The organism is Blautia sp. AF34-10 (assembly GCF_003477865.1).
Lineage (GTDB): Bacteria > Bacillota > Clostridia > Lachnospirales > Lachnospiraceae > Fusicatenibacter > Fusicatenibacter saccharivorans.
Window position 1 is genome coordinate 1 of record NZ_QUED01000006.1, and the last position, 15,361, is coordinate 15,361.

11 protein-coding genes and 1 pseudogene are annotated in these 15,361 nt (G+C 46.8%); 7 read left to right on the plus strand and 5 right to left on the minus strand.

Features of this window, described 5'->3' with window-relative positions; genetic code table 11:
- Positions 1 to 158: 158 nt before the first annotated feature.
- The gene (locus DWZ60_RS05065) at positions 159 to 839 is read right to left on the minus strand and encodes an HAD family hydrolase (RefSeq protein ID WP_117761524.1); all 681 of its coding nucleotides are present in this window, start codon (positions 837 to 839) and stop codon (positions 159 to 161) included.
- A 180-nt stretch (positions 840 to 1,019) separates the two neighbouring features.
- Between DWZ60_RS05065 and DWZ60_RS05070 the strand changes: the two genes are divergently transcribed.
- Positions 1,020 to 2,144 (plus strand): DUF362 domain-containing protein, encoded by a 1,125-nt coding sequence (locus DWZ60_RS05070; protein WP_117761523.1) that lies wholly within the window; start codon positions 1,020 to 1,022, stop codon positions 2,142 to 2,144.
- Between the two features lie 344 nt (positions 2,145 to 2,488).
- Here the strand turns inward: DWZ60_RS05070 and pdxT are convergent, their stop codons facing one another.
- Both pdxT and pdxS read right to left on the minus strand, forming a co-directional pair.
- Complete coding sequence (pdxT, locus tag DWZ60_RS05080) at positions 2,489 to 3,070, minus strand: pyridoxal 5'-phosphate synthase glutaminase subunit PdxT (RefSeq protein ID WP_117761521.1); 582 nt, start codon at positions 3,068 to 3,070, stop codon at positions 2,489 to 2,491.
- A complete protein-coding gene (gene pdxS / locus DWZ60_RS05085; RefSeq protein WP_117761520.1) occupies positions 3,070 to 3,951 on the minus strand; it encodes a pyridoxal 5'-phosphate synthase lyase subunit PdxS in 882 nt (293 codons plus the stop codon). Before pdxS ends, pdxT begins: the two co-directional genes overlap by 1 nt.
- A 144-nt stretch (positions 3,952 to 4,095) precedes the next feature.
- Between pdxS and pdxR the strand changes: the two genes are divergently transcribed.
- Positions 4,096 to 5,544: a MocR-like pyridoxine biosynthesis transcription factor PdxR gene (gene pdxR, locus DWZ60_RS05090; protein ID WP_119221345.1), complete on the plus strand. Its 1,449-nt coding sequence runs from the start codon at positions 4,096 to 4,098 to the stop codon at positions 5,542 to 5,544.
- Positions 5,545 to 5,640: 96 nt separating this feature from the next.
- Positions 5,641 to 6,408, plus strand: a complete 768-nt coding sequence (locus DWZ60_RS05095) for a GNAT family N-acetyltransferase (RefSeq protein ID WP_119221346.1) — start codon at positions 5,641 to 5,643, stop codon at positions 6,406 to 6,408.
- On the opposite strand, the gene DWZ60_RS05100 is transcribed toward DWZ60_RS05095, so the two are convergent.
- Positions 6,403 to 7,404 carry a LacI family DNA-binding transcriptional regulator gene (locus tag DWZ60_RS05100; protein WP_119221347.1) on the minus strand — a complete coding sequence of 334 codons (1,002 nt, stop codon included), beginning with the start codon at positions 7,402 to 7,404 and terminating at the stop codon, positions 6,403 to 6,405. The two genes, DWZ60_RS05095 and DWZ60_RS05100, sit on opposite strands and share 6 nt — an antisense overlap.
- 414 nt (positions 7,405 to 7,818) lie before the next feature.
- Here DWZ60_RS05100 and DWZ60_RS05105 point away from each other — a divergent pair, with 414 nt between their 5' ends.
- A complete protein-coding gene (locus DWZ60_RS05105) occupies positions 7,819 to 9,573 on the plus strand; it encodes a glycoside hydrolase family 13 protein (RefSeq protein ID WP_119221348.1) in 1,755 nt (584 codons plus the stop codon).
- 203 nt (positions 9,574 to 9,776) lie between these two features.
- On the opposite strand, the pseudogene DWZ60_RS05110 reads toward DWZ60_RS05105, so the two are convergent.
- Positions 9,777 to 11,176: pseudogene (locus DWZ60_RS05110) on the minus strand (sodium-dependent transporter).
- A 190-nt stretch (positions 11,177 to 11,366) separates the two neighbouring features.
- Here DWZ60_RS05110 and DWZ60_RS05115 point away from each other — a divergent pair.
- The 3 genes from DWZ60_RS05115 to DWZ60_RS05125 are packed head-to-tail and all read left to right on the plus strand — an operon-like array spanning position 11,367 to position 15,233.
- Entirely contained in the window at positions 11,367 to 11,879 is a 513-nt protein-coding gene (locus DWZ60_RS05115; RefSeq protein WP_022461532.1) for a MarR family winged helix-turn-helix transcriptional regulator, read from the plus strand.
- On the plus strand, positions 11,869 to 13,599 hold the full coding sequence (locus DWZ60_RS05120; RefSeq protein WP_119221349.1) for an ABC transporter ATP-binding protein: 1,731 nt from the start codon (positions 11,869 to 11,871) through the stop codon (positions 13,597 to 13,599). The genes DWZ60_RS05115 and DWZ60_RS05120 overlap by 11 nt, the downstream gene beginning before the upstream one ends.
- A complete protein-coding gene (locus tag DWZ60_RS05125; protein WP_119221350.1) occupies positions 13,599 to 15,233 on the plus strand; it encodes an ABC transporter ATP-binding protein in 1,635 nt (544 codons plus the stop codon). The genes DWZ60_RS05120 and DWZ60_RS05125 overlap by 1 nt, the downstream gene beginning before the upstream one ends.
- The last annotated feature ends 128 nt before the right edge of the window (positions 15,234 to 15,361 follow it).

Sequence of the window (15,361 nt, forward strand, 5' to 3'; positions counted from 1 at the left end):
TACCTGTTATGTGGAGACCTGCCGTATCCGGCATGGAAGAAGCGCGTATCCGCGCAAGATCTAAGAAACAGGCGTATCCGCCGATATTTTGTCTGCCGCCTAAAGCGGTCTGAAGCACGTGACTTTAGTCATGTGAGGTTCACTTTATGTATGATTTTTTACTTCCAGCTTTTCAGTTTGTCCGCTTCTGGAGTCTGCAGCAGAATTTCTTTACAGGCCAAAAGAGAAGGACTCACATAATCACAAAATGGAAAAAGCTCTTTTGTATACGGTGTCAGATCCGGGATCATGCAGGAGATGGCACCAGCTGCACGCGCGGCCTTCAGACCATTGATGCTGTCTTCGGCTACTATGCATGCAGCAATCGGAACTTTCAGAAGAGACGCTGCTTTTAAGAAAATTTCCGGATCCGGCTTGCTGTTGATTACCTCATCCCCGCAGACTGAAGCATCGATATACTGGTCAATGCCAGACTGTTTCCAATAGTCTTCCGCAATGCGCCGCGTTGTAGAAGTAGCAACGGCAACTTTGATCGAATGCTCTTTGAGCCAGGAAAGAAACTCATGAAGCCCTGGTTTTTCCGGGACACCGTTGCGTCGAATATAATCGTTTAGATACGCCGTGCGGATTGCGCGTCCTTCATCGTATGTCACCTGTCCGTGAAACCACTCCTCAAACAGCTTTCTGCTCCGCGGAAGCGCACTGCCGCGCATCTGCGAAAGATGTTCCTCCGTGAGCGTAAAATTCAGCTCCCGGGCAGCTTTTTGCCAGCCCTCTTTCATTACAATCTCGGTGTCAAACAGGATACCATCCATATCGAATAATACTGCCTTTATCATAAACATGACCTCCAAAGCACTTCTGTATTTTCAGTTGCTTAAAAACTATGTTCAGTATACGAAAAATCCAGAAAAAAGACAAGCCCATGAGACAAACAGAAGACCACAAATTATACTTGACTTCAACCTAGCTTGAAGTGATATGCTGTCAAAAAATGACAAATCAGGAGGAATGACAAAATGGAAAAGTCAACGGTTTATTTTACCGACTTTCGATGTCCGGTTGGAACGAGTCAGCTTGACAAGCTGAAAAAGCTCTGTATTGCTGCTGGCATCAAAGACATTGATATGGAAGGCAAATTCGTCGCAATCAAAATGCATTTTGGCGAACTGGGAAACATGGCGTTTCTTCGTCCGAATTATGCGAAAGTGGTTGCAGATCTCTGTAAAGAGCAGGGAGGCCTTCCGTTTCTGACAGACTGCAATACGTTATATCCGGGCAGCAGAAAAAATGCCCTGGAGCATCTTGACTGTGCGAATCTGAATGGATTCAATACCATTACCACAGGATGCCAGATTATCATCGGAGATGGAGTGCGAGGAACCGATGAAATCGAAGTTCCGGTTGTCAACGGAGAATATTGCAAAACAGCATTGATTGGCCATGCAATCATGGACGCAGATATTTTTATCAGTCTGAGCCATTTCAAAGGCCATGAAGCAACGGGCTTTGGCGGTGCACTGAAAAATATCGGTATGGGATGCGGAAGCCGCGCCGGAAAGATGCAGCAGCATGCCAGTGGAAAACCGGCGATCAATACGGATGTCTGTCGTGGCTGCCACCGCTGTGCAAAAGAATGCGGAAGCGATGCAATTTCCTATGTGGATAAAAAAGCAGTCATTGACTATGACAAATGCAAAGGATGCGGCCGCTGCATCGGTGCCTGCAGTTTTGATGCGGTTTACAATCCAAACAGCAGTGCAAACGAGCTTCTCGACCGGAAAATGGCGGAGTATGCACAGGCTGTCTGTCATGGACGTCCGTGCTTCCATATTTCTCTGGTACAGGATATCAGCCCGAACTGTGACTGCCATGGTGAGAACGATGCTCCGATCCTGCCGGATATCGGAATGTTTGCAAGCTTCGACCCGGTTGCTCTTGATCAGGCGTGTGCCGATGCCTGCCTGAAGGCAACTCCGATCGAAAACAGTCAGCTTGGCGAGCATCTTGCAGAGCCGGGATGGCATTGCCACCACGATCATTTCAAGGATTCCAATCCGAATATTGAATGGCAGGCAACCCTTGACCAGGCAGAGAAAATTGGTCTTGGTACGAGACAGTATGAACTGAAACGTATCAAATAATAATTCAAAAATGCTTTATGGCAGGTAAACAACGTGGAAAGCTCCAGCTTCTCGGATGAAAAATCAACGAGAAGCTGGAGCTTTTTGCGATCAGATTTTATTTTCTTCAGAGATAACAACGTTTTTTTCATCCATTATATGGATAATGGTTTCACGGAAAATCTTGTCACACGGGAGAACGTAAGCCGGGAAAAAGACCGGATTCGAATCGGTGACAGGGGAACCCTAAAAATAGATGGTGTTTCTCCGGAAAAGATTCAAATTATTCCATGGGACTGCATTGCGGTATGAAAACAGAGCAAAAGACTGTGCAAATGAATTTATGATTTGCACAGTCTTTTGCTTTATACGTTGCTGATCATCGAAAGAAATGTCTTATGAATCCTCATATCCGGGTCGAGCTCCGGGTGGAAGGAGAAGGCCATCTGGTTTTTATATTTTACACCGACAATCCGCTCTTCCACAACCGCGAGCACTTCCACGCCGTTCCCCACAGATGCGATATACGGCGCACGGATAAACGTCATCGGCACTGTTCCAATGCCCACAACCGGTGCTTCTGTGTGGAAGCTGCCTAACTGTCGGCCGTAGGCGTTCCGCTTGATGCACATGGGAATCGTGCCGAAATACTGCTCTGGCTGTCCCTTCATCTGTCCGTCGATCGTTTCTGCCAGAAGAATTGCACCGGCACAGGTTGCGAGGACCGGCATGCCGTTTTCAATCTGGCTTTTCATGATATCGAACATGCTAAGCTCTTTTAAAAGCTTTCCCTGAACGGTACTCTCGCCGCCCGGCAGTACAAGTGCATCGTAAGGCTCGGCAAGATCGCGGGCCTGCCGCAGTTCGATGCATTCGGCGCCAAGCTGTTCTAATACTTTTTCATGTTCTGCAAATGCGCCCTGCAATGCAAGCACTCCAATTTTCATTATTTTCCTCTTTCTGCCATCAGTAAGGCGATTTCCTGCTCGTTGATGCCGACCATAGCCTCGCCGAGATCAGCGGAGAGTTCTGCGATCCGTTTGGCATCGGTGTAGTTGGTAACAGCTTTTACGATGGAAGCGGCACGTTTTGCCGGGTTGCCGGATTTGAAGATACCGGATCCGACGAAGACGCCTTCTGCTCCGAGCTGCATCATCAGCGCTGCATCGGCAGGCGTTGCCACACCGCCGGCTGCAAAGTTGACAACCGGGAGACGGCCGTTATCATGAACATACTGAACAAGATCGTATGGAACCTGCAGGACCTTGGCTGCCTCAAACAGCTCATCCTCACGCATTGAGGTCAGTTTCTGAATTTCGCTGTTCATTTTTCTCATATGGCGGACCGCCTGTACGATATCGCCGGTTCCCGGCTCACCTTTGGTACGGATCATAGACGCTCCCTCGTTGATCCGGCGGAGTGCCTCGCCGAGATCCTTTGCACCGCAGACAAACGGTACTTTGAAATTTCGTTTGTTAATATGGTAGACATCATCCGCCGGGGAGAGAACCTCACTCTCGTCGATGTAGTCGATTTCGATGGCTTCAAGAACCTGTGCCTCTACAAAGTGGCCGATGCGGCATTTTGCCATAACCGGAATGGAAACGGCTTCCTGAATGCCGCTGATCATCTTCGGATCACTCATACGGGAAACGCCGCCGGCTGCACGGATGTCTGCAGGAATCCGCTCCAGTGCCATAACGGCACAGGCACCAGCTTCCTCGGCAATATGCGCCTGCTCCGGAGTGGTAACGTCCATGATCACGCCACCCTTTAACATCTGTGCCAGTTCTTTGTTCAGTTTGTATCTCTCATTTGCTGCTGTCATAATAAGTTCCTCCGTGTCTGAAAAATTTTAGTTTCTGTTTTGGCTTTACTTTTGCTCTGCCTCACAGTATACTGGTAAAGTGACTATAAAAAAATTGCCAAAACAAATATATTCAGTAAGGTCAGATGAGAGGAGAGCGGTCGGATGCTGACGTATAATTTTTCCAATATAGGGTCAGATTCCCTGTATGAATATTTATATAAATGTATCAAAAATGACATATTGCTGGGAAATATCCGCCCTGGAGAGAAGCTGCCGTCGAAACGGACGTTCGCGAAAAATCTGGGTATCAGCGTCATTACCGTCGAGAATGCCTATGCGCAGCTTGTTGCGGAAGGCTATCTGTATTCCATGCCAAAGCGCGGATTCTATGCGGCTGATCTGGAAATTGAGGATTCCATGCGGGATGCGGTGCCAAAAGAGATCCTGCAGGTAGCAAACGGGGAGACTTCCTATTTTGCGGATTTTTCCAGTAACCAGACGGACAGCGAGATTTTTCCGTTTACAATCTGGACGCGGACGGTGCGTGCTGTCCTGAATGACAACCGGATCCAGCTCATGATCAATTCCCCGTGCGCCGGGATTTTAAAGCTGCGCAGTGCGATTGCAAAATATCTGCGAGAGTTTCGTGGAATGCAGGTGCTGCCGGAGCAGATTATTGTCGGCGCAGGAACGGAGTATCTGCATAACCTTCTGATTCAGCTTCTCGGAAACGATCTTGTTTATGGAGTAGAGGATCCCGGGTATCACAAAATTGCGCGGATTTATGAGAGTATGAAGGTGCGGTACGAGCCAGTGCCGCTCGACCAGGACGGTGTTTCGGTGCAGGAGCTGGAAAAAAGATCGGTTGATATTATTCATACCTCCCCGTCCCATCACTTTCCAACCGGGACAGTCATGCCGGTCAGCCGCCGTTATGAACTGCTCGGCTGGGCAGCAAAATCAGATCATCACTATATCATTGAGGACGATTATGACAGTGAGCTGCGTCTCGGCGGAAAGCCGTTTCCGACACTGCAGAGTATCGACGTTTCGGACAAGGTCATCTATATGAATACGTTTACGAAAACACTTGCCTCCACGGTACGGATCAGCTATATGGTGCTTCCGCAGACATTAGCGGAGAAATTTTATCGCGAGCTGTCGTTTTATTCCTGCACCGTCTCCAACTTTGAGCAGTACACACTGGCAGAGTTTATTGAGAATGGCAGTTTCGAAAAACATATCAACCGGCTGCGAAACTATTATCAGAACAAACGAGATCTGATTTTACAGGAACTCGAAAAGAAGCCGCTCGGTGATTACGTGACCATCGAGGAGGAAGAAGCAGGCGTTCATTTTCTGATGCATCTTCGCACGGATTTGAAAGAAGAGTCGATTGTCACGCAGGCGAAATCCCGTGGTGTGAAATTAAAGCCGCTCTCCGGCTATTACGCGGATGCGGCGGAGGCAATAAAGCAGGAAAATACGTATGTCATGAACTATTCCTCTATCGATCCGGCTGCAATGGAGCGGGCGGCGGGAGTGCTGCTTCATATTCTGCGGGCGCATATGACGGAAAACACATTTGAGGCAGAGATGAAAAAGAGCTAGGAATAATCATAAATTGATCCACAGAAATAACTGCAGGGAATGAGCTTCTCTGATGCCCAGCAGTTTCTATTACAAACTCATAAAGGGGAAAAGCATATGACGAATCGTGAAATGATGGAGATTGCCATGAGGCAGTCTGCGGAAGATATGGGGTGCCGTGTGGAAGATCTCAAGGCGGACAAAAATGTTGTTGTTCCCATAAATTTAGGAAAGAAGGCCCGCAAATATTTGAAAGAGCCTATTACCTGCAATCTGGTTTCCTATGGAAGTAATATCATGGCGGCTTCCATACCGGAGACTATGGATCTGGTATCTGCGTATGTAGACAAATTCGAATTTTATCACTGCTTTGAAACACCAAACATGCATTGGCTGAATGAACGTTTAGTTGAAAAAGGGCACAAAATATGTTTCATGGCAGAATACTATCTGCCGGACATCAGCCGGATACCGACTCTTTCCTGCGCCTATGTGACACGAGTATTGACGCAGGAAGATTTTGCGGATTTGTATCTGCCGGAATGGAGCAATGCGCTTTGCGAAGATCGGAAGAATCTGGATGTACTTGGCGTCGGCGCATATGACGGAAGCACGCTGGTGGGACTTGCCGCCTGCTCTGCCGATTGCGACGATATGTGGCAGATCGGTGTGGATGTTTTTCCGGAATACAGACGACAGGGGATTGCCTCTGCACTGACAAGCAGACTTACAAAAGAGATCATAAACAGGGGTAAAGTACCGTTTTACTGTACCGCCTGGTCTAATGTCAGATCTGTAAGAAACGCTGTTAAAAGCGGTTTTATTCCGGCATGGGTAGAAATGACTGCAAAACCGGCAAATATTGTTGATGAGATGAATTTATGAAGGAACCTTTCCTGTCGATTCCCGCTGAATCAGCTGTGCATGCAACAAATATGTACTGATCGGGATGTGATTGAGAAGACTTGACAATGCAAAAAATCCACTTTTTCCGAGCTCCAGCCGGTCTTGTCTGATGGTCGTAAGGGGCGGTGACGTACAAGCAGCAATCGGCAGATCATCAAATCCGATAATGCTGATATCATCAGGAATCTGGAATCCCAGCTGCTGACATTGCGTGAGCGTTGCACTAGCAAGGGTATCCTGGTTGCAAATAATAGCAGTGATTCCGTTTTCCAGAAAACGGGGAAGATGCTTTTCCATACATTCTGACAGATAATAAGAACAGCCGATCGCAGCAGGAGAAGTCTTCAGTCCATGCTGGTGCATGGAACGGAGAAAGGCAGCATGGCGTGCCTGGAGAACCCGGGCACCGAGGGAGCTGCTCAGATAGGCGATCTTCCGGTGTCCAAGTCCGGCAAGATAAGAGACGGCAAGCTCCATTCCCTCCTCATTATCAATACCTACATAAGCGGTGGAAGGATTCCCTACTATATAGTTGTCGAAAAGAACAGCCGGTGTGCGGCTGATTTTAAAGTCCTGAATCCAGGGATCGCTCAGGGAAAAGCCGACCACAAAAGCTCCTATATAATCATGCTCCAGCATAAAAACATCATAATGCCGGTTTCTTTGTGCCTTAATATCAACAGGCACAATTTCAACATCAAATCCGGCCGGTTCTGCCATCTGACGAAAACCCACCAGGATATCATAGGCAAAATGATGCGGTTCCTGATACCGCATATTCTCTTTTTCTATTATAATACAGACTTTTTTCGTCGGTTTCTTATAACGCCGCAGCTTCGTATAACCCAGAGCTACGGCAGTTTCCAAAACCTGTTTCCGTAAAGCATCGCTGATATCAGGCGCGTCATTGAGCGCTTTGGATACCGTGCTCTTGGAAACTCCCATTTTATCAGCAATATCCTGAATGGTAGTCATAATCGGCAATCCTTTCACAAAACAAAAAATGTAAACTCCCAGCTATCATGATGGAGTTCTTTTAACGCTATTATATGAAGATTGCGGGAGTGCAAAGCACGTAGCAATCTGGTATCAAAGGGGTCAAAAAACCTTTTGCCCCCGTATCATTATATAAAAACATAAGATAAAAAGCAATCCATACCGTGAAAAAGAAATGTTTCGCTAAGTTTCGAAAAAAGAAAGCATCCTGCACAAAAATCATCCTGAAAATTATCTGAATTTTACGAAAGCGCAGGGAAAAATGGAAATTGATTGACGAAGAAATAAAAAAGGCTTATAGTAAAGTTACGAAACAATACGAAACAAAAAGTGATCGTGTTTCTTACAAGGATGCAAAAAAACAGCTTTAGAGCTATACGGGAGGAAAATGAGATGGAATTTAGCGGTGTATACCATAAAACTTCAGAACAGATGAGTTATGCCCTGGATGAGGACAGACTGATTGTCAATATCAAGACAGGATATGATGTAAAACAGGTTTTTATCCATTACGGAGATCCTTATGAAGCCGGAATTTTGGGCGGAAAAGAAAAGTGGATCGGAAAAAGAGAGGAAATGATATATAAAAAACGTCTGCCTTATCAGATCTGGTGGACAACAACGCTTCTTCCGGAATACAAAAGATGCAAATATTATTTCGAGCTGCGGACGGAAAAGGAAGTCTGGTATTATTTTGAGGATGGTTTTCTGACAGAAGAACAGCTCCGGATGGATGGCCGTATGCAGCAGTGCTTTATTGTACCCTGGATGAACCCGGCAGATATCAATCGCACACCGGCATGGGTAAACGAAACGATCTGGTATCAGATTTTCCCGGATCGGTTCTGCAACGGGACACCGGAAAAAAACGGAGATGATATCACACCCTGGAGAAATCACGGAACCGTAACAAACGAAGAAAAATTCGGAGGAAATCTGGAAGGGATCCGTCAGAGATTATCGTATCTGCAGGAACTTGGGATTACCGGTATTTATCTGAATCCGATCATGAAAGCAGAGTCCAACCACAAATATGACACGACCGATTATACAAAAATAGATCCGTTTTTTGGCGATGCGGATACAATGAAAGTGCTTTGCAAAGAAGCACATGAAAAAGGAATCCGCATTATGGTAGATGCAGTGTTTAATCATAGTGGAAGAAAATTTGAGCCGTGGATAGATATCCTGGAGCATGGAAAAGAGTCTCGTTATGCGGACTGGTTTATGGTAGAGGACTGGGAACAGGTTCAAAAAAGGGGAGACACCAGAGACCGACGGTTCTATTCCTTTGCATTTACAGACGGGATGCCAAAGCTGAACACAAACAACGAAGAGGTGATACAGTATTTCTGTAAAATCTGTGAGGACTGGGTACGGGAGTTTGATATCGACGGAATTCGTTTCGATGTAGGAAACGAAGTGGCGCACAGGTTCTTAAAGCGGATAAGAGAGCATTTAAAAACGATAAAGCCGGATATTTATCTTCTGGGGGAAATCTGGCATGATGCAAGCCAGTGGCTGCAGGGAGATGAATATGATTCTGTCATGAACTACCCGCTGCTGAGTGGAATCCATGATTTCTTTCTTGATAAAACAATGAAAAAAGAAGAATTTGAATATATGGTAAACCGTTGCTATACCATGTATATGCAGCAGAATAACGATGTACTTTTTAATCTCCTGGATTCCCACGATACCGAGAGGCTGATGAACCGTTTTCACGATCTGGACAAGTTCTACCAGCAGCTTGCAATCCTTTTTACGCTTCCGGGAAGCCCCTGTATTTATTATGGAACGGAGATCGCAATGGAAGGCGCTCATGATCCGGACTGCAGAAGATGTATGCCTTGGAGTGAAATTGAAAGCGAAGAGAATCAGAAAAAAATTGCAACGATGCGGAAACTGATCATGCTTCGAAGAAATGAAAAAGTGTGCAGAAGCCTGCATTTCCATTTTCCGAATGGTTATGAAAATGATCGGTGTGTAGAGTATATTAAACTAGACGAAGAGGGAAATAAAATCGAAGTTCTGCTCAACGCATCGGATGAGGAGATAAAAGTAAAAGGAGACGGGGAAGTACTTTTTGCCCGGGAATTTGATGGAGAGATACTTGGTGTAAATGGAACGTTAATTCGCAGGATGTAAGGGTTTCACCTGTTAGAAATATGTGCAGACAGGCACAAAAAAAGCATGTTTTCTGGAAAAGCCACCGGAAAACATGCTTTTTTGATCTCTTGCCTCGCCAAAAACATAAGTAAGGAGCCATTTTTCGAAGGAAAATGAGCGGATTACGAATGTTTTGAAGATTGCGTGAGTGCAAAGCACATAGCAATCTGGTATCGCAGTGATCAGACGTTTAAAATACCGAACGACTGCAGCAGCAGTGCGGCAAGGAGCACGGGTGCAATAAACTTCACCATGACGATATACAGCCTCTTTCGACCGAACTTATATCCTCCCAGCGTCACCTCATCGATGATGACCTGCGGCTTTACAACCCATCCGATCAGAATACAGGAGAGAAGTGCGACAAGCGGCATCAGAAGGTTATTGCTGATGAAATCCATGACATCCAGGATCTGAGCCGTTGCGCCATTTGGAAGCTTCAGTTCAAAATAAAGCGCATTGTAGCCGAGGCATACGATGATACCGACGAGACATGCATAAACGGTTACAATAACCGTGCTTTTCTTTCTGCTGATGTGAAATTTGTCGATCATACAGGAAACAATGGATTCCATGACCGATACGGAAGATGTAATGGCTGCAAAGGAGACCATAAGAAAGAAAATGGTTCCGATTACGCCGCCTGCTGCTCCCATGGACTGAAAGACCTCGGCAGGGAGACAAACATCAGACCAGGGCCGGCAGACATACCCTCTGTCCCCATAAAGGTAAATACGGCAGGAACGATCATCAAACCGGCGAGCAGCGCAACAATGGTGTCGAAAATTTCGATCTGGTTGATCGATTTCATCAGGTTTGTTTCTTTTTTTACGTAGGAACCGTAGGCAACCATGATACCCATCGCAACGCTGATCGAAAAGAAAAGCTGTCCGAGTGCATCGACAAAGACGGTGAAAAATTTCTGCGGCGTCATTCCTTTAAAATTCGGAACGAGATAAATTTTCATACCCTGCAGTCCCGTACGGACTACACCGTCTGCATCGGTATGGGTCAGTGTCAGCGAAAAAACAGAAATTCCGATGATTAAAATCAGAAGGATCGGCATCAGAATTTTGCTGTAGTTTTCAATTCCCTTATTGACACCACGATATACAACGAATGCGGTAAGAAAAAGATAGATTCCCAACCACATAATCGGCTGCCATGTACCGGTAATATAGCCGGTAAAGTAACCATCCTCGGCAGCAGCAGTGCCATGTCCGGTGAGAAACACAGACAGGTATTTTAATACCCAGCCGCCAATGGAGCAGTAGTAAGGCAGGATGACAACCGGCACGATACTGGCGAGAAGGCCAAGACCGTTCCAGCCCGGGTGAATTTTACCGTAAGCGACAAGCGGACTTTGTCCGGTTTTTCTTCCGATGGCAATATCAGTTGTCAGCAGGGTAAATCCAAAGGTCAGAGCCAGTACGATATAAACTAAAATAAAGGTTCCGCCTCCGTCTTTTGCGGCAAGATAAGGGAAACGCCAGATATTTCCCAGTCCAACCGCGCTTCCTGCGGCAGCAAGCACGAAGCCGATCGATCCGGTAAAGCTGCCGCGCGTATGTTTCTTTTCCATATAAGATACATCTCCTTATTGATAGACTGACTGTTTTTAACAGCCGAATACTTCTATTATAAAGTTCGGACGATACTTCGTCAACCAGAAGATCTATAGATTGACAATTTCGATTAGTTGTACTATCATCTAATTAGTTGTATATGCATCTATTTGAAACAGATTGAGAATGGACAGGAGGAACAGAAAAATGGATCCAACAGAACGGAAAATAACAAAAATAGCGCGGGAAGCCGGGAAATTTACGGTTCAGGCAATGAAAGAAGAGGGCATCGGCACAGCAGAATTTGACTTTATCCATCTGGTGCGCCATCATCCGGGCATCACGCAGACGGAAGTGCGCGAACAGTTAAAGATTGATAAAGGAGCCGCTGCAAGACGCGCTGCAAGCCTTGAGGCAAAGGGATATCTGATCCGGAAACCGAATCCGTGGGACGGCAGAAGCCAGCTTCTGTATGCTACGGAAAAAGCAGAAACTTTGAAAAATTCCAAAGCAGAAATTGAAACGGTTTTTTATGAATGGCTGCTTTTGGAGCTTCCGGAAAAGGAGGCAGAAAGCTTCTGCGAAACACTGGACAAGCTGTACTGGAAATCGAAGAGAGAACGGCAGAATCATTTTGCGGAACTTTCAAAAATTTTAAGTGAAAAAGCAGATAAAACAATAAAAGCAACAGCAGAAGGAGGCAGCAGCGATGAAGGATGAAACCTTTCGCCCGAACCGGATGCTCTCTTACTTTCAGGAAGAATGGAAAATTCTCTTTTTTGTTACGGTTTCCGGTCTCATCTATAATCTGGGACTTCTTGCAGGCCCCTGGTTTGAGGGAAAAATGACAGGAAAGCTGGTTGATCTCCTCGGCGGCACAGGAACCTTCCACCAGATGCTGATGCTGGTCACGGCCTATGTCGTGAGTATTGGCATTGTGCAGGTTTCCCGCTATTTCAAACGGTTCTATGTCAGAAGATTTGCCAACAACGTCAACCGGCATATGAAGCAGATTCTTTACGGAACGCTGGTTCGCAAAAGCCGTTTGGAGCTGGAAGCGGAAGGTACCGGAAATATACTGACGAAGGCCATTCTCGATGTAGACGATTGCGTAGAAGGAATGCGGAAATTTACAACGGAAATCTTTGATACCGGTGTTGCTCTTCTCGCCTATGCGTGTATGCTGCTCTGGTACGACTGGCGCCTGGCTCTTCTCTGCATGATTTTCCCACCCATTTCCTACGTGATTGCCGAAAAGATGAAGGTCATGGTACAGAAAACGGGCGCTGCCTATAAGGTACAGTCGGGTGCATTAAGTGCTGCAACCCTGGACCGTGCGACAAATGCCATCACGTATCGTGTCTTTGGCTGTGAGGAGGACAGAAAGGCCGCTTATGAGGAGAATCTTTCGGCTTACGAATCTGCCGCTGTGCGCGCCAATATCTGGAACACAGCTATGCCGCCGATTTACCGTATGATCTCGATGACGAGCATTCTGTTTATCCTGTATTTTGGAGGCAGAAACGTCCTGCAGGAGGGATGGACACCGTGGAACATCGCCGTATTTACCACGTTTTTGTCCTGCTACACAAAGCTTGCCACCAAATCATCGAGCGCTGCGAAGCTTTTTAATGCGGTACATAAAGCGCAGGTTTCCTGGAAACGAATCAAACCTTTGCTGCAGAATTCCAAAACAGAACCGGAGCTTCCAGCCGCAGCGCCTGCAGAGCTTAACGTCGATCACCTGCATTTTGCCTATCCAAACGGAAAAGAGATCATCCATGACCTGTCGTTTCAAGCGTCTCCTGGCCAGATCATCGGTGTGACGGGACCTGTCGCATGCGGAAAGTCAACGCTTGGAAAGACTTTTCTCTGCGAGTCGCCGTATGAGGGAAGCATCACCTTCGGCGGAAAAGAACTTGGAAAAATGGAAAAAGCAGACCGGAACCGCATGGTCGGTTATCTTGGCCATGACCCGGAGCTGTTCCATGGAAGCGTGGAAGAGAATATCCGTCTCGGGGGAAAAGAGGGCGCAGAGGAGATGATCCGAGTCGTCTGCCTGGAAGATGAAGTGAAAGCAATGGAAAACGGAATCCATACCCTGGTCGGAACGGGCGGTGTCCGCCTCTCTGGTGGTCAGGCGCAGCGCCTTGCCCTTGCGCGAACCCTGTACCACAAACGGCCGGTTCTGGTTCTCGACGATCCGTTTTCGGCACTCGACAAAGAGACGGAAGTACAAATTTTTTTAAATTTAAAGGAGCTGGCAAAAGACTCTATTATAATCCTCATTTCCCATCGCCTCTATCTGTTCGACCAGATGGATCAGGTCATCTGGATGGATGAGTGCCATACGAAGGTCGGCACACATGAGGAACTCCTTGCAACGGTTCCGTCCTACGCAGAGCTCTGCAGCAATCAGACGAAGGGAGGCAGCTTTTGATGCAAAAAAAAGAATCTGTATTGCGGGTAATCAAAGAAACCGTTCGAAAACACGGTGTTTTATCAGCCGCACTTTTGGGAGTCGTCTGCGGTGCGGTTATTTTCGCACTGCTCCCGCCTCTTGTGCTGGCACAGCTGATTGACCTTTTGACAAAGAAGCATACCCTCTGGATGGAAGGAATTCTGCTGTATTTCGGACTTCTTGCCCTGACGGGTCTTCTGGAGTCGGCACGAGAGAGTCTTCTGACGGTATTCGGCCAGAAAATTACACATGCACTCCGAAGCAGTCTGATGGAAAAGTTCGGACGCCTATCCGCCAACGAGCTGAACCGCCAGGAGCCGGGCGCTCTCGTATCAAGATTTGTCGGTGACGTCGACACAGTGGAAAACCTGTTTACCTCCGGGATCATCAGTATGTTTGCCGATGCGTGCAAAATCTTAAGCATTCTTGCCGTCATCTGGGTGACTAATCGTGGACTTACGATTGTTCTGATTATTTTACTCCCTGTTCTGTTCCTCTTTACCCGTTACGTCCAGAAAAACACGCTGGCCTCCCAGATTGCCAACCGCCGTGCAGTCAGCCGTGCTTCGGGTCACGTTCCAGAGACGCTGCACAACATCCGTACCATCCACTGTCTGCAGAAAGAGACGTATATGGAGCAGCAGTATGCGCACTATATTGATGACAGCTACAGCGCAATGGAGAAGACCAATTTTTACGATGCCGTCTATTCTCCAGTCATCCTGATTTTAAATGCCATTGTTGTTGCTGTTGTCATGCTGCTTTCGGCCTCCGGCAATTCGACCGTTTTAAAACTGTTCGGCATGTCCGCCGGAACCGCCGTTGCTGTTATAAACTATATTTCCCAGATCTTTGCTCCGGTCGAAAGCCTTGGTATGGAAATCCAGACAATTCAGTCTGCGTTTGCCGGTATGGAAAGAATCAATGAATTTTACAGCCTGGAAGAGAAGAAAGAGCCGGCTGCGCTGACTGAAAATACAGATTACGGCATAGCGGCTGAGCTAAAAAATGTGACGTTTGGATATGACGAAAGCCAGGTCATCTTAAACGATGTAAGTCTGCAGATCAAAAAAGGCGAGCAGGTAACACTTTTGGGACGAACGGGTGCCGGAAAGAGTACTATTTTCAAACTGCTGCTCGGTTTATATGAACCACAGAAAGGAATGGTTCTGATTTGGGGTGTTCCATCTGTCGATCTGCCGGATGCAAAGAAACGAAAGGTTTTCGGCTATGTGGAGCAGTCGTTCCACATGGTGCCGGGATCGGTAAAAGACCAGATTACACTGTATGATTCGAAGATTTCGAATGCGGATGTAAAAAAAGCGGCAGAACTGACCGGACTTGCAAAGACCATCGAGGCGCTTCCGTACCAATATGATACGATCTGTACACAGGATCTCTTCTCACAGGGTCAGTGGCAGCTTCTCTCGATTGCACGTGCAGCCGCAGCGGAGCCTGAAATTCTGCTCCTCGATGAGATTACCGCAAACCTTGATGCAGAGACGGAAAAAATGGTATTAAATGCATTGCAAAGGGTTTCCAAAAACCGTACCGTAATTTCCATTTCCCACCGAACTATGGCAGAAACGGGACGCGTGATTCTAATTTCATAATTTCTTTTCGTTCATTAAATTTTTGAAACAAAGCGTGCCGGATGCATTCTGACAAAAAAAGATGCGCCGACACGCTTTCTTTGTCCCGCCAGGCAGAACAAAATAGAGCGGAGGAGCGAGTTTCAATT